Raw genomic sequence first — 19947 nt, forward strand, 5'->3', positions numbered from 1 at the left:
ATGCTGAAAATACCGGGTCTGAGACTCGGTATTTTTTTGCAAAGAATATGAATCAGAAATTAAAGGAATAAAATGACTGATTTTAAAATAAGAAAATTTGCTGAGCAGGACAAAACTGCAGTCGTAAACCTGCTGAATCAGGCGTACAGAGAAGAATCCTCATCATGGACAACTGAATATGGTCTGGTCAATGGTGCAAGGATTAATGAACAGCAGCTGGACAGTTTTACAGGCGATATCCGTAACCACTTTTATGTCATGGAACAGGCGTATCTAAATGACGCAACTGTTTCCATAATTGGTTGTATTGGGATTACGGAACTTCATCAGGCCGTGGAAATAGGGACTTTCTGTGTAAAACCGAGGAGGCAGAACTCGGGGCTTGGAAAAGTGCTGCTGGAATTTGCAGAGCAGACAGTGCTGAATGAGTTTGATGCAATCAATGAATTTCAGATGTATGTCCTGGATGTCAGGGCAGAACTGATAGAATACTATGCACGCCGAGGCTATGTACAAACAGGTATTACAGAAGAATATCCTGTGCATGCAGATGTAGGTGTTCCATTACAGTCCATCATGTTGCTTCAGTTGAAAAAAACAGTCGAAAAATAAAAACCGTTCTGATGAATAAAAAGATGCCAGAAGTAAGCTGTCCTCCTGGCATTGATTGGAAAAGTTTCAGAATGACTGAAATTTTAAACGGCAAGCTGATCTTTGATGACATTCCATAGGTTCTGATGAGATTTACGGAACATCAGCATGTGTCCAATACTTTTGTGATTATATGCTTCCGGTTTGAGCTCAATCATTCTGGTTTCTGCATTTGGATAAAGTCGGAGCAGATCTTTGACATTGGCTTCGGTTGCAATCTCATCGTCAGTTGACCATAGAGCAGTCACAGGGATGGTAATCTGGTCATGATAATGTTCAGTGACAGTTTTTCCAATCGCATTCATGACATAACCTGGCTTGCTGCAGAACTGCGCCCATTCTCTTGCAACATCTTTGGGCAGATTTTCACCCATACCGACAGCTTTGGTTGGTCCATAGCCAATGGTGTAACGTGCAGCAGGGAAAACCAGTTTAAAGAATATAGGTGCCATAATGCGGGTCTGACCTTTCAGTCCTTTGATATGACCAGTTGAGCCTGATACAGCAATGACTTTGGCGACTTGTTGATAGTCAGGGTTAATGCCCAGCAGCTGACCGCCTGCACTGTGTCCCAGCAGTATGATTTTGTCTGAGTGGGTTTTTTCCAGTAAAACCTTCTGAGCCGCAGGAATATCAAGCTGTCCCCACTGGCTGATTGAAGCTGTAGACTTACTGACTGGACCATAAAGTGACTCACCAATGCCCCTAAAGTCAAAGCTTAGTACATTAAAACCCTGTAAGCTCAGCCATTCAGCAAATGCATGATAAAAACCCTTGGTGATACCTGTGGCGGGGCATAACAGGACGGGGTAGGGTTGCTGGGGAGCATCTGTGCTTGCTGCATAATAGTTAGCGCTTAAAATATAATTATCCTGGCAACGGATTTGGAGTATTTCTGGATTTGTCATCATTCAGTATGTTCTGTTGAGGAATTTATGGATACTTTACACAAGTTCCAAAAAGAAACTTGTAAAAGTAAATGACTGAAAAGTCAGACTGGAAAAATCATTATAAAAAGGAAGGTATATGGACGGATTACAACTGGCGTTGTCTATAAGACTGGCTATCGTTTTCAGTGGGATATTTTTATGGGTGGGGATGCTGACAGGTGTCTGGAAATATTTACAGATCAGGCAGTCAGAACAGTCCAGAGCGCATTATTATGTTGATATCGCACATCGGAGCAGTCTGCTTTATGCACCTGCATCACTGATTCTGGCAGTATTAAGCTATTTTTCAGTCTGGACTGAATTATGGAATCTGGTGTTTGTAGTACTGAATCTGATCTTTTTCAGCTTTTCAGTTTTAAGCTATATATTACACGGCTTACTCAAAGATACGACTAATCAGTTCAGAACACCTCATCAGATGGGGCGGTTTCACCTGCCGACATGGATGATGACTTTTGCAATGCTGTTACTTGTACTGGCAGAGGTTGGTGCGACAGGAATGCTGTTACTTGGATCAGCGATTACACTGTTGTAATGCAGGCAGAATGAATGATGAATACGTTTGAATGGAATGATAAGAAGGGTGGTTAATTAAAAAACGATTTTTATTGTTTTTTTGAAGATGGATGATAAATCATCCATCTTTTTATTCAGCTAATTGCGCTTTTTGCTGTTTACGATGTTTATGGTCAACGACGTCCCAAGCATAAAAAGCAAAAGAGACCAGAACTGCATAAAGGAAAAATTCAGGTTTGAGATTACTTTGAATCAGCCCATGAATCAGTATCATCAGCATAAGACCAAAAGTGGTGCTCAAATAAATAATTAAACTTTTATTTGTCTTCAGAGCGTTAATGAAGACTTGCTTGTTGAAATGTATTGATAACATCTCCATCCCTCCTGTGGTAATCACTAAAACTGAGTGTTTTAGTCAGTTTTCATACTATTGTTGTACTTCTTATTGAAAGGTATTTCAATAGTTGATGTCATTATTTTGTAAGAAAAGTATGCTACATCATAAAATCTGTATGTTTGCTTTATTTTTTACAAAATATGAGTCATTTTTTAGTGATATATGTAAGTAAAAGTAAACATTTCCGTGTTCACATAAAGACTATAGCTTAAGTTTTATGCTTTGTGAATTGGCTGGATATTAATCTTTGGTCTTATAAATTGCTAATTTAATGAAATTTTTACACGGACATTTAAAATGTGGGAAAATCAGTGCAGTTATTCTTTGTTTAGATTATTTTGCCTGTAAATCTGCCATGCAGTTTTATGGTGCTGTTTTTATCAGATCAGACAGGAGCGTATATCTTTTCTGCACGAACTGGCAGTCATTGTTTTACAGTGCCTGTGTTCGGCACGTATAATGTGCCAAATTTTTTGAGTGATGGGAAAAGAATTGTGAGTATTATTGTTGCCCTGGATGCAAAAAGCCAGAATGATGCTTTAGCTATCGCAGATCAGCTTGATCCATCACTGTGTCGTGTAAAAGTGGGTAAAGAACTGTTTACTCATGAAGGTGCTTCAATTGTGAAGGCATTGCACAACAGAGGTTTTGAAGTTTTCCTTGATCTTAAATTTCATGATATTCCGAATACAACCGCTCAGGCTGTCTGTGCAGCAGCAGATATGGGTGTGTGGATGGTTAATGTTCATGCTTCTGGTGGACGCAAAATGATGGAAACCTGTGTTGAACGTTTAAAAGCAGGCAACTATCAGACTCAGTTAATTGCGGTCACTGTTCTGACTTCAATGGGTCGTGAAGATTTACGTGATATTGGTCTGGATATTGAGCCTTTTGAACAGGTACAGCGTCTTGCAAAACTGACAAAAGAAAGTGGGCTGGATGGTGTGGTCTGCTCAGCACAGGAAGCAAAAATGCTTCGTGAACAGCTTGGCGCAGATTTTTCACTGGTGACTCCAGGGATTCGCCCTGAGGGTTCAGATGCGGATGATCAGAAACGTATTGTGACACCTAAACAGGCGATGCTTGATGGTTCAACACACTTGGTGATTGGACGTCCGGTGACTAAGTCTGCAAATCCTGGTCAGACTCTTAAGGATATTCTTGCAACACTGTAAAATGTGATGTAAGTGATATAAAAAAGCCTTTCATTTGAAAGGCTTTTTTATTTTTATGGATACAGGTATTGTTAATTGCTTACAGGGCAGCCAGTACACTCACCACGATTGGTGCCAGCACGGAAAGAATGAATCCGCTGACCATGGCATGAGGAATAAAATCATTGCCGCAGGCTTGTTTAACCATAGGTAACGTGACATCCATAGCTGTTGCACCTGCTGCTGAAATGGCAGAACGTGGGTATCTCCAGCCGATAATGTACATGAACAGAATGGCGAAAATTTCTCTGAACAGATCATTAATCAGGGCAATGCTGCCCAACTGAGCATTTTTAAGTTCAGTAACCACAATACCTGTCATGGAGTAGAAGCCATAACCCTGTGAAAGCATGATCAGATCCTGAATGCTGATATTACTGATTAAAAGTGATGCAGCCAGAGCGCCTATGATAGAGCCGATAATACAACCGACGGGAACCAGTAAAATTTTCCAGTTCAGCCATGAGCGGTCAAGTGGGGAGTATGCTAGATCCAGTCCAATCAACAGCATATATACAAGCAGTAAATCCCAGGTGCTGATATGCAATGGGAAGCTGTACAGGCTGGCAAGTTCAGCCAGACCATAACCTGCTGCAAGTGCAATAAAGGCATAGCTGATATTCAGCAATGATCCGAGTAGCAGTTCGGCAGATACTTTGCCCTGCATGGGTTTATAGCCAATACTCTTAAACAGCACATAACAGCAGAGAATTGCACCCAGTGATGTGGTCAGGGCAATGGTGACTGCGCTGGATAGAATCTGCCCGGGGCTGCTGATATTGTGCAGGGTCTGAGAAAACTCTACAGCAATTGCGATCAGGAGGATATAAGTGAAATATGGGAGTATTTTGAACGCCAGTTTTTCAAGCCACTGTGGAAGTCTCCTTGCCAGTATAAAACCTAAAAAAAGACAGAACAGTAATTGGAAAATAAGCCACAGAGATTGCATAAAAAAAGCAGGTTATTGAATACCTGCTCATTATGACAACTAAATGTTTAAGCTGCACGACTTCCAGCAGTTTTATTCATTAATTTGTAATCAGCTGGATTGAGTCTGCGGGTACGTAGCCAGTATTTCCAGGTATAGGTTGGCCAGAGTGCAAAATTTTTGCCACCATCCTGTTGATACCAGCTGACACAACCCGACTGCCAGACCGTTCCTTTCAGCTGTTCCTGGATGTCATGGTTAAATGCTGCCTGTACATCGTCCTTAACTACAATGGCATCACAATGACTGCGGTGAACCAGCTGAATCAGCTGCAAAATATAGTTGACCTGAGATTCAATCATGAAAATAACAGAATTATGTCCAAGAACTGTATTGGGTCCAAGCAGCTGGAAAAGATTTGGGAAGTTTTTGGTGCTGATACCATAATAACTTTCAGCACCATCTTTCCATGCATCTTTAAGTTCCAGTCCACCCATGCCGTAACAGTTGAAAGATTTGAGGTAAATGCGCGGGTCAGTAATGAAGCCTGTGCCATAAATCAGGCAATCCAGTTTTCGCTCTTTTCCATCCTGCGTTACGATACCATTTTCAGTCATTTCCAGAATACCATCGGTAATCAGTTCGACATTTTTACGGTTAAAAGCAGGGAAATATTTGTTGGAAATCAGAATGCGTTTACAGCCCATAATATAATCAGGTGTCAGTTTTCTGGCAGTGTCTTTATCTTTGACCTGGTATCTGATAAATGCTTCAGCCAGTTTTTGCCCGTATTTCATAATCTGTGGTTTTACAATAGGGACAACACGAGACTCGTTTGACCAATACAGACGTGTGCGATGCAGTTTTCGGAACCATTCAAAGCGATTGAAAAGTTTTTTATCCATGGCATTGTAACTGCGCTCATCGCGTGGAATAACCCAGGCAGCAGTACGTTGAAATACATACAGTTGATCAGTTTCAGGAGCAATTTCAGGAATATACTGGATGGCACTGCCACCGGTACCAATTGAAGCCACTTTTTTACCTTTCAGGCTGTATTCATGATCCCACTGGGAGGAGTGGAATACTTTGCCTTTGAATTTTTCAATGCCTTTAATACGTGGAATCTGAGGGACATGTAAAGGTCCTGAAGCAAAAACGACAAACTGAGCTGACAGCGTTTGCTCATCTGACAGTTCAAGTTTCCATTCGCACTGCTTTTCATCATAAGTTGCAGACAGAACTTCACTGTTGAAGCGACAGTATTTATTCAGATCAAAATCCTGAATCAGGCTCTGAATATAAGAGTAAATTTCCGGTGCTTCAGCGTAGCGCTTACTCCAGTCAGTTTTCGGTGCAAACGACAGAGAGTACATGTGTGACTGTACATCACATGCAGCTCCCGGATACTGGTTTTCACGCCAGGTTCCGCCCACATCACTGGCTTTTTCAAGAATAATAAAGTCATGAATGCCGGACTGTATCAGGCGGATCGCCATCGCAAGTCCGCCAAATCCTGCACCGATAATAGCGACAGTTGTTTTCTGAGTGTTCTGGATTAATGAAGCGTCACGCATATTATTGTATTCCTGGTATGCATATTTTGGCACAGCATAAAATATAAGCGGAATGGATGATATGATGTGTATGACATTAAAATTGATATATTCGGCAATTTGCATTTGTGACTGAATATAGTAAAAAATATCAGGTATTGGATTTTTAACAGATTATGAAACGATCAATTCTGGGCTTGTTGTATCTGATTCAGGGAATGCGAAAAGCAGGTGTAGATGTTGATTCCAGGCTTGAGGGTATTGGTATTCATGCCGATGCACTTGATCCAGCAGCAGTTATTCATCCTGATCTTGAAAAAGATGTGTTTCGGGTGATTGGTGATGGTGTTGCCGCAGAAGCTGGGCTTGAAATTGGTCAGCATTATGCATTGGCAGGTTATGGTCCTTTACTTATGTTGCTTGTCACCAGTCAGAATATTGAAACTGTTCTGAATAAAGGAATCGAATATCAAGGATTGACACACCTGACAGGCAGGCTGAGTCTGAAGCATTCGGGTGATAATGTTGCACTTTGTTACAGCCCTGAAGATCTGATCAGTCCATTGGGTAAATTACGTGCTCAGTGTGAAATATCCGGTACCTATAAGTTTATTCAGGACTTGTATCGGATGATGAGTCTGAGTGCTCCTCAGATCAGAATTGAACTGCCATTTCCTGAACCATCAAATCAGGAAATGTTGCAGAAATACAGATTTTATTATGGAGCTGATCTGGTTTTTGGTAGTTCCAGTGCCGCTTTCTGGTTCAGAAATGATGTTGTTCAACTGAAAATACCTTCAGCTGATCAGATTACTTTCCGCGTCTATGAAGACAAATGCCGGACAGAACTGCAAAAACTCGGTGCAGATATACAGGCAGCAGGTCTTGTGCAAAGAATTCATGACTATCTGGATCTGCAGCAGGGCGTTATGCCAACTATGGCTGAAACGGCTCAGGCATTACAGATTCCAGAAAGAACATTGCGTCATCAGTTGCAGCAGTTGAACAGCAGCTATAAACAGATCCGTGAAGATCTGATTAAGCATAAAGCACTGAAACTGATGGAATATAAGGAGTATTCAATAGAAATGATTGCAGAATTACTTGGATATTCTGAACCTGCGGCATTCAATCATGCCTTCAAACGCTGGTTTGGTCAGAGCCCAAGGCAGTATACAAAATAGCCTAAGTGCTATATCCCAAAGTTTTATATATTACGGTTCAAACTTCGCTATACTTTGTATAGCCCTAAATAGTATTCAAAGATATGTCAGATTTAAACACGCCTCATACCGCTTTTACACCATTGTCTCCTGCTGAACGCTATGCGCAGGCTTTATCATCAGGACAGTTTATGCCTGATGACGCTCAGGCGCAGGCTGTGCATGAACTGGATCGGGTGTGGCAGGAACTGATTCAGCGTTATAAAGCATCTAAGAAAGCTTTTCGCCGTTTCCGTCGTCAGACTGCTCCGCAGGGTGTGTATATGTGGGGTGGTGTCGGTCGTGGAAAGACCTGGCTGATGGATCAGTTTTATGAGTCCATTCCATTCCGTCGTAAAACACGGATGCATTTTCATCACTTTATGCAGTATGTCCATAAAGAGCTGAATAAACTGTCTGGTCAGAGAAATCCGCTGGATCTGGTTGCGGATCAGATTTATAAAGAAGCAGTGATTATCTGTTTTGATGAATTTTTTGTATCCAATGTCACGGATGCCATGATTCTGAGTGACCTTTTTCAGAAACTGTTCACACGTGGCATTACCTTGATTGCGACGTCCAATATTGCACCAGATGGACTGTATAAAAACGGTATTCACCGGGATCGTTTCATGCCGGCCATCGAAATGGTCAATAAACACTGTGTTGTGCTGAATGTGGATGCAGGTGTGGATTACCGTCTGCGTGTGCTGAAACAGGCTCAACTGTTCAAATCACCACTGACGCATGAAAACAAACTGTGGCTGTCTCAGCGTTATACCGCATTAACCAGAACTCAGGCTCAGTCACAGGAGCCGATTATTATCAATAACCGTATTGTTGAAACAATCAGCCATACTGAAGATGTGCTGTGGTGCGAATATTCAGAACTGTGTCTGAAGCCACGCAGTCCAGCTGACTTTATTGAAATTGCAAATATCTATAATACTGTTCTGGTCAGTAATGTGCCTCATCTGACTGATTATCTGTCAGAAGGGACGCGCCGTTTTATTTATCTGGTCGATGAATTTTATGATCGTGGTGTAAAACTTTTGCTGACTTCTGAAGATTCAATCATTGATATCTATCAGGGTGATAAGCTTGCTTTTGAAATTGAACGTACCCGTTCGCGTCTGCTGGAAATGCAGTCAGATGAATATCTGAATTCTGCACATCGTCAGATTCATTCGAGTGCAGACGAGCTGAAAGTTGAATGATAAATCCTGAATGGATTTGAGAAAGCCATAAGCCGACATCATGTCGGCTTTTTTATGAAAATAATAAAGTGGTTCAATTGTTGATTAAATTCAGATAAAAAAGACGATCTGCTTGCTGCATCGGGAAATCATTCAGGCTTAATTCGGTTCTGTATGTTTCATTTCGACAGTAATTTTTTTTGGTTACGGTATTGTTCGGATGTGCCAATGCCAGATGCAGTTTCTGTATATCAGGGTGCTGATAAACTTTAACACCATTCAGAAAACTGTGTTCCTCTGCAAATTTTGCGTCGTCTGAATATTTTCTGCCTTTCAATGCTTCTGCTTTATAGCAGAGGACACCGTTGCAGCTGGTATATTCACGCACTGCGGGTATTTTCAGTATGTCACCATTACTGATATTCAGGTAATAATCGTCACCGGAACCGGTAAAAAGAATCTCATCGGAAGAACACAGAAGTTCGGACATTTCCTTTACATAGTCAGGACCATACCAGTCATCATCATCCATACTGCAGATAATATCAGCTCCCCAGAGTACCGCCTGTTCATTCAGCAGGTTGCGCTTTTTCCCTAAAGGAATTTTTTCATTCAACCATTCATAATGGATCTGTGAGTAGTTTTCAAAGGTGTCAGCATGTCTTGAAGATTCAGGTGAATCATCCAGTATGAACCAGTGGATTTCCCAGGGTGCTGACTGTTGCAGGACGTACTGCAATGTCTGAGTCAGAAATGAATCACGTAAATATGTAGGGGTGACAATTGCGACTTTCATTGTTTTATCTGAGCTGTGCATAGAAGAATCCGCATGATTCAGTTGTCATGTTTTTTTAATAATGATCAGCTCAGTATACGAATAATCACGGATAAAACGAATACAAATATCTTCAATTTTCATGCATGAATTATCTGTTGAAATTATCGACATTCAGATGGATTCATGGCTTAATCTTTAAGTTGGGATCAAAGGGAAAGGCGTTTGTTCGGTTTTAATACAGAACTCTGAACTTAAGTCTAATTTCGACAATACAAAAATTTTATACACTGTAGATAAGGTATTCACGCTGTTTATATTGTCGCATTGGTGATCTTCATTTAATTTCATGATGAATGCATTTATCCTGTTTAAAATGATCACTATTTAGCAATGTGATAATGCTATTCAGTTGAGTATAAATCGGTATACTAGAATCTCTTGTTATAAAAAGTAGCAATATCAGGAAAGACAATGACTGCACGTATTCAAAAAGGCAAGTTAGCGATTGCTAAAGAACTTTACGATTTCATCGAAAATGAAGCACTGCCAGGTTCTGGTTTGGACAGTGAACAATACTGGAAAAACTTTGAGCAAGTCGTTGTTGATCTTAGCCCTAAGAACAAAGCGCTTTTAGCAAAGCGTGATGATCTTCAGGCTAAAATTGATGAATGGCACCGCAACAACAAATTTGAATTAGGGGCTTACAAAGCTTTCCTTACAGAAATTGGCTACTTATTACCAGAAGTAGAAGATTTCCAGATCAGCACAGAAAATGTAGACGAAGAAATCGCATTATTGGCTGGTGCACAGCTGGTGGTACCTGTGCGTAATGCACGTTACTGCTTAAACGCTGCAAACGCTCGTTGGGGTTCTCTATACGATGCACTTTACGGTTTTGACGTGATCCCAGAAGATGGTGGCGCGGAAAAAGGTAAGGGCTATAACCCAGTACGTGGCGATAAAGTAATCGCATTTGCTAAAAATTTCTTAAATGAAACTTTCCCATTGGCAAATGGTTCACATGCTGATGCAACCAAATATGCGGTTGAAGGCAAAAAACTGGTTGTCAGCTTAAAAGACGGTTCAACAACGACGCTTGCTAAAGAAGCTCAGTTTGTTGGCTTTAACGGTGATGAAGCTGCACCTGTAGAAGTTGTACTGTTGAATAATGGTTTACACGTCATTATCGAAGTGGATGCAAACAGCCCAATCGGTAAAACTGACGCAGCTGGCGTAAAAGACCTTGTTCTTGAAGCTGCTGTAACGACCATTCAGGATCTCGAAGACTCAATCGCAGCAGTAGATGCTGAAGAGAAAGTTGAAGGCTACCGTAACTGGTTGGGTCTGATGAAAGGTACGCTTGAAGAGTCTATCGAGAAGAACGGTAAAACTGTTACTCGTACGCTGAATAAAGACCGTACTCACAAAAACCTGATCGGTGGTGAAACTAAACTTCACGGCCGTTCATTAATGCTGCTTCGTAACGTGGGTCACTTGATGACTAACCCTGCGATCCTTGTAGATGGTGCTGAAATCTACGAAGGTATCATGGATGCACTCATCACTCCGTTGCTGACGTTTGCTGACATCAAAGGCGAAAACGAAAACAAGAACTCCCGTAAAGGTTCTATGTACATCGTTAAACCAAAAATGCATGGTCCAGAAGAAGTTGCTTTTGCAGTTGAATTATTCGAACGTTCAGAAAAAGCTTTAGGCTTACCTGCAAAAACTTTGAAAATCGGAATCATGGATGAAGAACGTCGTACTTCTGTGAACCTGAAAAACTGTATCGCGCAAGCGAAAGATCGTACGATCTTCATCAATACAGGTTTCATGGACCGTACAGGTGATGAAATTCATACCTTCATGGAAGCTGGCCCATTCGTTCGTAAAGGCGAAGTGAAAGCTCAGATCTGGTTCCCAGCTTACGAAAACCGTAACGTTATGGTTGGTTTACAATCTGGTTTGCGTGGTAAAGCACAGATTGGTAAAGGCATGTGGCCAAAACCAGACATGCTTTTAGACATGTACAAAACCAAGATTGAACATCCAGAAGCGGGCGCAAGCTGTGCATGGGTTCCATCTCCGTCAGGTGCTGTGATTCACGCGATCCATTACCATCAGTGCAACGTTTCTGCACGTCAGCTCGAACTGTTAAAAACTGATGCATTGCCATTGGATGATCTGTTAACACCTCCTTTAGCAACAGATACAAACTGGACTGCTGAAGAGAAAACCAAAGAGCTTGAAAATAACCTTCAGGGTATCCTGGGTTATGTCGTTCGTTGGGTTGACTTAGGTGTAGGTTGTTCTAAAGTTCCAGACATCAACAACGTTGGTTTAATGGAAGACCGTGCTACGCTACGTATTTCTTCACAACACGTTGCGAACTGGTTACGTCATGGTATCGTGACTAAAGAGCAGGTTGAAGAAGTGATGCAGCGTATGGCGAAGATTGTGGATGAGCAGAATGCGAGCGATCCACTGTATACGCCTATGGCGCCAGGTTTTGATGGCTATGCTTACCAGGCAGCGTATGATCTGGTATTCAAAGGTGGTGAACAGCCATCGGGTTATACAGAGCCGCTACTGCACGCTTACCGTTTAAAATTAAAAGGTTATACAGGCGATTAATTCCAGCTTGTAAACCGTAAAAGAAAGCTCCTTCGGGGGCTTTTTTTTATCAATATTTTCTGTTGTTGCTAGGTTTTGAGTTGTTGTTTAAATACTGATTATTATCATTGGTTTTGTTTTACTTTGTGGTAAAAATTTTATATCGGGTAATCATATTTTATTGATGATGTAATTTATTATTCGATTACACACAGTATTAATAATTAAAAACAGAAATCTGATATTTATTTTATAGATGAAAAAACCGGAAGACACCCACCCCAGGTGTTTTCCGGTTTTTTCTGATTATTATCAGCGAGCCAGGTTATTAAAAATCTGACGTAAACTGTCAATCATCTTTTCTATCTGAAGAGGAGTCAGACCATCAAATGACTGCTCCAGTACGACACTGGTTAAATCATTAATCTTGTCTGTCATTTCTTTTCCTTTTGTTGTGAGTAGTACACGGGTAATCCGAGCATCATCCTCACAGGAGTAGGTTTCTACAAGTCCCTCGTCTTTGAGACGATAGACAATCTTAGTGGTAGTGGACATTTTAGAGACCACCATCTCAGACAGATCTGAAACACTTGCATCGGGTTTTGACGCCAGAGCAATTAAAATACGGCGACGGGAGTTGTCGACACCATATTTTTTCAGAACAGAGTCAACATTTTGCACATATTGAGAGTGCACTTGAGTGATCCAGTAAAATGGAAAATTTTCAAGGTTAAAGTCGTCTGTGGATGGTAGAAACTTAGAATACTTCTTGGACATGCAATTCCCCGCATCGTTCTAATTGTAATTTAATTATTGTTTCACATTTTATGTGAAAACTTATGGTATATGCAATATAGTTGGTCTGTTTATTATAAATATACTTGGAATTATTTTAACCCCATAATTTTTTTATTAAAAATACCTGGTTTTTGTGATTGCGTAATTTATTAAAAAGTATTATTCAATATTTTGAATAAAAGCACTTTTCATGAATCATATTGAAATTGAAAATAAAACTGGCGGAAAGTAAAATATGACTTTCGGCCCCAGAACTATTTTTCATGTTCAAATGAACGTTATTCTGTATTTTGGTATGAAGTTTTTTATTCATAATTTTCAAATAATCCTTACATTATTTTAATATGGATTTGTCATTTATATTTTCTGTGTCTCTCTAAGAAATTGCCGCGGCAATTTATGTTTGGGCGCTATCTTAATAAAAAAAATAAAAAATAAACATATGGTTTTCAAAGTTTTTTTATAAAAAGGAGATCGTATGATGGAATAATCAATAAACTTTTGGTGTGATTTTTTTATTAAAATTTATAATTAACAGAATGTTAATCGGGGAGTATATGAAATATAAGTGATCAGAAAATGATATGACTGCTCAGTACATTTCTATAGGCATGCATCAATAGATCGTTATATGTGCATTTCTGAAAGGGTTTATGTTTTGGAGCGTTATTTTGAAATTCTGAGTAGGAATGCTGTGACTTTTTGATCGCTGTTGCAAAAAAGCTTCAAAAAAAATAATTACAAATAGCGTAGTTTATGCATAATAAAAGTAACGCATTTACATAGGTTAAAAACATGGATCCGTCGCCGTGCGCAGGTCTTAATATCTTTTCTTTCAACAATCTGTCTGGAGGTCTGAATTCATGGAATTCTTAATGGACCCTGGTATCTGGATTGGTCTTCTTACTCTTATTGTTCTTGAAATTGTACTGGGTATTGATAACTTAGTATTCATCGCTATTCTTGCTGATAAACTTCCACCTGAACAACGTGATAAAGCTCGGGTCATTGGCTTATCTTTAGCTTTGATCATGCGTCTGGGGCTGTTATTTGCAATTTCCTGGTTGGTTACATTAACCAAACCACTGATCTCCGTATTTGACTGGACTTTTTCCGGTCGGGATCTGATTCTCTTATTTGGTGGTCTGTTCCTGGTCTATAAGGCTGTAACTGAGTTACATGAAAAAATGGAAGGGAAGCCTGAAGTTAAAGTCACTAGTAATGTGGTTTATGCCGGTTTTACGGCAGTTGTTGCTCAGATTGTGATTCTTGATGCTGTCTTTTCACTGGACTCGGTGATTACAGCCATCGGTATGGTTGACAATATTTATGTCATGATGGCAGCGATGATCGTTGCAATGGTCGTGATGCTGATAGCTTCCAAACCATTAACGACATTTGTAAACCGACATCCAACAGTGGTTATTCTGTGTCTGAGTTTCCTGTTGCTGATTGGTATCAGTTTGATAGCCGAAGGTTTTGGTTTCCATATTCCTAAAGGATACATCTACTCAGGTATTGGTGTTGCCATTGTAATTGAGGCTTTCAACCAGTTCTCTAAACGCAATGTTGAAAAGCATGAATCTAAAATACCTTTACGTCACCGTACTGCAGATTCGATTCTGAGACTGATGGGTGGGAAGGTTGAAGATGATTATGACGTTCGCGCTGGAGAAGCTCAGGAAGCCTTTGCTGATGAAGAGCGTTATATGATTGGTGGTGTTCTGACACTGGCTGAGCGTTCTGTTGCATCTATTATGACCCCAAGAAACCAGATTTCATGGGTGAATCTGGAGGATTCTCCAGAGCAGATCCGTGAACAGGTACTGGCTGTTCCGCACAGTCTGTTTCCTGTCTGCAGAGGTAGTCTGGATAAGGTGATCAGTATTGTCCGTGCGAAAGAGTTGCTGGATGTGGTTGATGACAGTGAAGGCTTAAAAGATCTGATCAAACGACAGCGCCCGATCTACATTTTCGAAAAAATGAAAGTGATTGATGCGATTAACACTCTGAGAACCTCCAAAGGTTCATTGGTTATGGTCAGCGATGAGTTTGGTAATGTTCAGGGGCTTATATCGCCACTGGATGTGTTTGAAGCAATTGCAGGGGAATTCCCTGATGCTGACGAACAGCTGGACCTGGTCAGGATTGATGATGAAACCTGGAAAGCGACAGGCATGCTGGATATTTATCAGCTTGAGCTTGAACTGGGTATGCTGGATCTGGTTGAGGAAGATGAAGGTTATATCAGTGTGGCTGGATTGATCCTGGAAAAAACTCACGGCACTGTAGAAGTGGGCACACAGCTGGATTTTAATGGTGTACATTTTGAAGTGACGGAACTTGATGGAAACAGAATCAAGACTGTAATAATTAAATACCGTTAATTCTGGTTTGTATTATAAAAAAGCTCTGTTCATACAGGGCTTTTTTATTTTTAGCAGTTAAATCTGTCAGAGATAATATGCCTGTATTCTTTTATATGGGCAGTTTATATCGTTGATGAATCTTTTAACTGGATCAAAAAAACAGGTAACTGGAATTACCTGTTTTTTTTAGTCATAATGGAAATATTGAGTAACTTCGACTCAGGTTTTATTCATACGGCGAATAAAAAGTTTGTAGGCATTGGATTGTTTGCCGTTATTCAGAAGGTAATTGGTTATTTCACCTTTGTTGGTGGAAAGTTTCAACTGAACATTTTCTGCATCTTTCAGTCGTTTGAGGAAGCTGAAAGGAACGGAAACATAGTTTGAAGAATCAATGACTGTAGATTCTGGGACAGTACGGTATTTTGTGGAAAATTCAGGAATATAAGGGTAGTTCTGCCCATCAATGATGAAAAGAAACTTTTGAATGTCATATTTTTCTTTGTCATAAATATCAATGTTGATTTTATAAAGCTGGTCAGCAGTCTGTTTCCAGTCGACTGAAAGTTCTGGACAGATTAAACCTGGTTCACAGGTCACCTGACCACGTGTAAGTACTTTGGTCGGGTCGGCTGACATTTCAAAGCTGCTGTTTGCAATCTGAGCGTACTTGCCCGTTGGCTTGCTTGAAGTGACAATACATCCTGACAGTGCTAAAGGCAGAGCAGCTGCTGCAATATAGAATAATTTCATTATGTTGTTCCTGTTCGTTTATTGTATTTAACAAGTTGTTTTAATTGTGCTTACTATCTTACATTTTTAACTTTATGTAAAGTGTGTCACAAAGTTATTTTTCAATTTAAGATGAAGGGTGCTTTTTTATTTATGAAAAATAAAGGGCACATAAAAATGCGCCCTTTATTTTCAGTTTTCATTTTAAGTGATTAACAGCACTTAACTTAAAAACCAGGTGTAATAGCCCCAGATCATCAAAGGCCATGAAACCAAAGGACTGAATAACCATTTCCATAGACTGAAACGGGGTATAAAACCTACACCGTGTATAAAGCCTCCAGATATTCCTATCATGATCAGCATCATTGCACGGTGGCTGTATGCACCATTGGCATCCAGCATTGCTGCCGGGTGTACCAGTAAGACAGCTGCAAGTGGCAATGCCAACAGAAAAGAGATGGCCATTGCTATTTTATTTGGCGATTTTGTTTCCTGGTTCATTGCTGCTTCAGTCATCTTTTATTCCTCATCCATATCATGATGATGTTCAATATACAGTGCGCTGAGTACACCTGCGAAACATGCCATCAAAATACCGAGAATCCAAGCGAAATACCACATAATACGTTCTCCGTGCATAGCCCTTAGTACAGGCTATGCGTATTTTCCTGAATATGTTTTTTAGTAATAACGCCCCACATTTTATAGTAGCACCATGTTGTGTACAGTAGAATGAGTGGAACGAAAATACATGCCGCAACAGTCATTACAACCAGTGTATTTTTACTGGAAACAGCATCCCACATAGTCAGACTTACAACAGGGTTGATGCTTGATGGCATCAGGAATGGGAACAGGGCAAAACCTGCAGTCAGAATTGCACCGGTCACTGCCAGGCTACTGCCAGTGAAAGCAAGACCTGCTTTATTTTTACCACCTGCAAGAATAATGATCAGTGCGCCCAGAATTGCCATAACAGGTGCAATGATTGTTACAGGGTAAGTAGTGTAGTTGTTCATCCAGCCTGGGTTTGCATCAGTTAATACCTGTTTTGCAAATGGGTTGGCAGCACCATTGGTGTCAAATGGAGTAACCAGTGTGTATCCCTGGATATTGCCAAAATAGAGCCATGCACCTGCCGCAAGGAAGCAGACCAGGAAAACAATACCCATGATCTGAGTTGCTTTTGCTGAGCGTTGACGAAGATCACCATCAGTACGAAGCATTAACCATGCACCACCATGAGCACATAGCATGGACAGGCTGACAATACCGCAAATGAGCGCAAACGGGTTGAGCAGGGCAAAGAAACTGCCTGTGTAATGTGAGCGGACTGTTTCATCCAGGGTAAACGGAACACCCAGGAACATGTTTCCGAATGCAACACCGAAAACCAGTGCAGGTACAGCACCACCGACACACAGACCCCAGTCCCATGAAGTACGCCATTTCGTATTTTCAAGTTTGGAGCGGTAGTCAAAGCCTACAGGTCTGAGGAAGAGGGCAAACAAGACCAGTAACAGTGCCCAGTACATGCCTGAGAATGCAGTTGCATAAACCATTGGCCATGCTGCGAACAGTGCGCCACCAGCGGTAATAAACCAGACCTGGTTACCGTCCCAGTGTGGAGCAATCGTGTTGATTGCTGCACGGCGTTCTTCGTCATTTTTTCCAACGAATGGCATGATTGCCATCGAGCCCATATCGAAACCATCGGTCAGAGCAAAACCAATCAGCAGTACGCCAACAAGTACCCACCAGATAATTTTGAGAAGTTCATATTCGATCATGATTGAGCCTCCTCAGTCGCATTGTTTTGTGCTTCAAGTTTTTCGAAATGATATTTACCGGTATGCAGTGAACTTGGACCCAGACGAGAGAATTTAATCATCAGGTACATTTCAATAATCAGCAGAACAGTATAGAAAGTTGCCAGGGCAGCAATAGAGCCCATCACATCACCAGTACTTAAGCTTGATGCTGAAAGGTGTGTAGGCAGAACTTCACCGATAGTCCAAGGCTGACGACCAACTTCTGCAACGTACCAGCCTGTCTGTGCAGCAACCCACGGTAACGGTAAAGAGAACAGCGCAAATTTAAGTAACCACGGTTTGTTTTCTGCATTACGTTTTGCCACAGCAACAGTTGCAATAATGAACAGAAGCAACATGAGGAAGCCTGAAGCAACCATTGCACGGAATGCCCAGAACAGACTTGGAACATGCGGAATGGTGTCCTTTGCAGCAGATTTGATGTGAGCATCAGTAGCATCTACAACATTCGGCGTATATTTCTTCAGCAGTAAGCCGTATCCGAGGTCTTTCTGAGATTCTTCAAATGCAGCTTTCAGTTCAGCTGATGTATCACCGGCACGCAGTTTTTCCAGCTGTGAGTATGCAACCATACCGTTACGGATACGACCTTCGTGTTCTGAAATGAGATCCTTGATACCCATAACCTGAGTGTCAGTTGAACGCGTTGCAATCAGACCCATCACATAAGGAATTTTGACTGCATAATCAGTTGTCATGGTTTCTTCGTTAGGAACACCGAACAGTGTAAATGCCGCTGGAGCAGGATGTGTATCCCATTCAGCTTCAATTGCAGCCAGTTTGGTTTTCTGAACGTCACCAATTTCATAACCTGATTCATCACCGAGTAAAATGACGGATAATGTAGATGCAAGACCAAAAATTGCTGCGATAGCAAAAGAGCGGCGTGCAAAAGGAACATCACGTTTTTTCAGCAGATAGAAGCTGGAAATTGCAAGGACGAAAATTGCACCTGTGACATAACCTGCAGAAACAGTGTGTACAAACTTAACCTGTGCGACAGGGTTGAAAATCAGTGCACCAAAGTCCACCATTTCCATACGCATGGTTTCATAGTTGAACTTTGATCCAACAGGGTTCTGCATCCAGCCGTTTGCAACCAGAATCCATAAAGCAGACATGTTTGAGCCGAGTGCCACCAGCCACGTTACTGCAAGATGCTGGACTTTGGATAAGCGATCCCAACCAAAGAAAAACAGACCAATAAAGGTGGACTCAAGGAAGAATGCCATCAGGCCTTCAATTGCCAGGGGAGCTCCGAAAATATCACCGACATAATGTGAGTAATATGCCCAGTTGGTACCGAACTGGAATTCCATGGTCAAACCGGTAGTAACACCTAAAGCGAAGTTAATACCGAAAAGTTTTCCCCAGAATTTAGTCATGTCTTTATAGATTTCTTTGCCTGAAATCACGTATGTGGTTTCCATGATGGCAAGAATAAAGGCAAGACCTAAAGTCAGTGGAACAAAAATAAAGTGATACATCGCGGTCATAGCGAACTGGAACCGCGAGAGATCGACCACGCTTTCAGAAATCATCAACGTGTCTCCTTGATTTGGGAAGGACTGCCGGCAATACGCTCAGCAACTTGGTTATCAAAATTTTTGGGAATAGTGGGCGCGTCGAACCAGATATGTTTGATCGTCAGTAAAATAACAACCTTAATAATTAAAATGACTGTTATTTCACGAATGAAGCGACGGTTTAAATCTTTGGGTATTAAGCTCATGTAGACAAGCCTATTTTAAAACTTATGAGATATTATTAAACAAATTCATACAAAAAGGAAATAGCTAATACACTTAAAATAAAAATATATTATTAAATACATAAAAAACAATTATTTGTTTAGATTTCAAGTTAAAAAATAAACTAAAAATTAACTATTATTTTCTGACTAAAACAGTTGTATTTATATAAAATAATTCTGACTAAAATACTTGTGATTTCTTATTTTAAACTTAACTTTTTTGGTTGGTATTGTGTTTTAAAGTGGATTGTTTTAGTCGGAATTAATGGATTAAAACCCGTTAAACGGCTTGGGTACAGAATATGAGTGAGATCTAAAAAATATTGAAACTGATATAGGCGGCTTAGGCTGATGGATTGAAAATAGGGTTCAGTGCTATCCAGTCTTTACTGATCAGTATCTTCTGTTGAGTGGCACTCAGCATGATCTGGATACAATGTATGAGCCGCTGTCGGGCTG

Annotated in this window: 19 protein-coding genes; 7 read left to right on the plus strand and 12 right to left on the minus strand. The window is 40.7% G+C overall.

What is annotated here, in order from left to right; genetic code table 11:
* Positions 1–72: 72 nt before the first annotated feature.
* Positions 73–612, plus strand: coding sequence for a GNAT family N-acetyltransferase (locus CDG60_RS08255; protein ID WP_087511651.1), 540 nt, complete (start codon positions 73–75; stop codon positions 610–612).
* Positions 613–695: 83 nt separating this feature from the next.
* Here CDG60_RS08255 and CDG60_RS08260 read toward each other — a convergent pair whose 3' ends face one another.
* The gene (locus CDG60_RS08260) at positions 696–1559 is read right to left on the minus strand and encodes an alpha/beta hydrolase family protein (RefSeq protein ID WP_087511729.1); all 864 of its coding nucleotides are present in this window, start codon (positions 1557–1559) and stop codon (positions 696–698) included.
* A gap of 118 nt (positions 1560–1677) precedes the next feature.
* Between CDG60_RS08260 and CDG60_RS08265 the strand changes: the two genes are divergently transcribed.
* Positions 1678–2136 (plus strand): hypothetical protein, encoded by a 459-nt coding sequence (locus CDG60_RS08265; RefSeq protein ID WP_087511652.1) that lies wholly within the window; start codon positions 1678–1680, stop codon positions 2134–2136.
* Between the two features lie 111 nt (positions 2137–2247).
* Here the strand turns inward: CDG60_RS08265 and CDG60_RS08270 are convergent, their stop codons facing one another.
* The gene (locus CDG60_RS08270; RefSeq protein WP_087511653.1) at positions 2248–2490 is read right to left on the minus strand and encodes a hypothetical protein; all 243 of its coding nucleotides are present in this window, start codon (positions 2488–2490) and stop codon (positions 2248–2250) included.
* A gap of 518 nt (positions 2491–3008) precedes the next feature.
* On the opposite strand from CDG60_RS08270, the gene pyrF reads away from it, so the two are divergent.
* Complete coding sequence (pyrF, locus tag CDG60_RS08275) at positions 3009–3689, plus strand: orotidine-5'-phosphate decarboxylase (RefSeq protein ID WP_087511730.1); 681 nt, start codon at positions 3009–3011, stop codon at positions 3687–3689.
* A gap of 79 nt (positions 3690–3768) precedes the next feature.
* Here the strand turns inward: pyrF and CDG60_RS08280 are convergent, their stop codons facing one another.
* A complete protein-coding gene (locus tag CDG60_RS08280) occupies positions 3769–4677 on the minus strand; it encodes a LysO family transporter (RefSeq protein WP_087511654.1) in 909 nt (302 codons plus the stop codon).
* 47 nt (positions 4678–4724) lie between these two features.
* On the minus strand, positions 4725–6233 hold the full coding sequence (locus CDG60_RS08285) for a flavin-containing monooxygenase (RefSeq protein WP_087511655.1): 1509 nt from the start codon (positions 6231–6233) through the stop codon (positions 4725–4727).
* Between the two features lie 155 nt (positions 6234–6388).
* On the opposite strand from CDG60_RS08285, the gene CDG60_RS08290 reads away from it, so the two are divergent.
* Both CDG60_RS08290 and zapE read left to right on the plus strand, forming a co-directional pair.
* Positions 6389–7396, plus strand: coding sequence for an AraC family transcriptional regulator (locus tag CDG60_RS08290; protein WP_087511656.1), 1008 nt, complete (start codon positions 6389–6391; stop codon positions 7394–7396).
* An 83-nt stretch (positions 7397–7479) separates the two neighbouring features.
* Entirely contained in the window at positions 7480–8631 is a 1152-nt protein-coding gene (zapE, locus tag CDG60_RS08295; protein ID WP_087511657.1) for a cell division protein ZapE, read from the plus strand.
* A 73-nt stretch (positions 8632–8704) separates the two neighbouring features.
* Here the strand turns inward: zapE and CDG60_RS08300 are convergent, their stop codons facing one another.
* A complete protein-coding gene (locus CDG60_RS08300) occupies positions 8705–9406 on the minus strand; it encodes a glycosyltransferase family 2 protein (protein WP_160117005.1) in 702 nt (233 codons plus the stop codon).
* Between the two features lie 453 nt (positions 9407–9859).
* Here CDG60_RS08300 and CDG60_RS08305 point away from each other — a divergent pair, with 453 nt between their 5' ends.
* Positions 9860–12022, plus strand: a complete 2163-nt coding sequence (locus tag CDG60_RS08305; RefSeq protein WP_087511659.1) for a malate synthase G — start codon at positions 9860–9862, stop codon at positions 12020–12022.
* A 291-nt stretch (positions 12023–12313) separates the two neighbouring features.
* Here the strand turns inward: CDG60_RS08305 and CDG60_RS08310 are convergent, their stop codons facing one another.
* Positions 12314–12778 (minus strand): MarR family winged helix-turn-helix transcriptional regulator, encoded by a 465-nt coding sequence (locus tag CDG60_RS08310; RefSeq protein WP_087511660.1) that lies wholly within the window; start codon positions 12776–12778, stop codon positions 12314–12316.
* Between the two features lie 884 nt (positions 12779–13662).
* Here CDG60_RS08310 and CDG60_RS08315 point away from each other — a divergent pair.
* Positions 13663–15186 (plus strand): TerC family protein, encoded by a 1524-nt coding sequence (locus CDG60_RS08315; RefSeq protein WP_087511661.1) that lies wholly within the window; start codon positions 13663–13665, stop codon positions 15184–15186.
* Positions 15187–15387: 201 nt separating this feature from the next.
* Here CDG60_RS08315 and CDG60_RS08320 read toward each other — a convergent pair whose 3' ends face one another.
* The 6 genes from CDG60_RS08320 to cydP all read right to left on the minus strand — a co-directional run bounded on the left by CDG60_RS08320 (position 15388) and on the right by cydP (position 19467).
* Positions 15388–15921, minus strand: coding sequence for a hypothetical protein (locus tag CDG60_RS08320; protein WP_087511662.1), 534 nt, complete (start codon positions 15919–15921; stop codon positions 15388–15390).
* A 201-nt stretch (positions 15922–16122) separates the two neighbouring features.
* Positions 16123–16419, minus strand: a complete 297-nt coding sequence (locus CDG60_RS08325) for a cyd operon YbgE family protein (protein WP_087511663.1) — start codon at positions 16417–16419, stop codon at positions 16123–16125.
* Positions 16420–16422: 3 nt separating this feature from the next.
* Positions 16423–16524 carry a cytochrome bd-I oxidase subunit CydX gene (gene cydX / locus CDG60_RS08330; RefSeq protein ID WP_087511731.1) on the minus strand — a complete coding sequence of 34 codons (102 nt, stop codon included), beginning with the start codon at positions 16522–16524 and terminating at the stop codon, positions 16423–16425.
* 23 nt (positions 16525–16547) lie between these two features.
* Complete coding sequence (cydB, locus tag CDG60_RS08335; RefSeq protein ID WP_087511664.1) at positions 16548–17693, minus strand: cytochrome d ubiquinol oxidase subunit II; 1146 nt, start codon at positions 17691–17693, stop codon at positions 16548–16550.
* The gene (locus CDG60_RS08340) at positions 17690–19276 is read right to left on the minus strand and encodes a cytochrome ubiquinol oxidase subunit I (protein ID WP_087511665.1); all 1587 of its coding nucleotides are present in this window, start codon (positions 19274–19276) and stop codon (positions 17690–17692) included. Before CDG60_RS08340 ends, cydB begins: the two co-directional genes overlap by 4 nt.
* Positions 19276–19467 carry a cytochrome oxidase putative small subunit CydP gene (gene cydP / locus CDG60_RS08345; RefSeq protein WP_087511666.1) on the minus strand — a complete coding sequence of 64 codons (192 nt, stop codon included), beginning with the start codon at positions 19465–19467 and terminating at the stop codon, positions 19276–19278. The genes CDG60_RS08340 and cydP overlap by 1 nt, the downstream gene beginning before the upstream one ends.
* Between the last annotated feature and the right edge of the window lie 480 nt (positions 19468–19947).

The organism is Acinetobacter chinensis (genome assembly GCF_002165375.2).
Classification (GTDB): domain Bacteria; phylum Pseudomonadota; class Gammaproteobacteria; order Pseudomonadales; family Moraxellaceae; genus Acinetobacter; species Acinetobacter chinensis.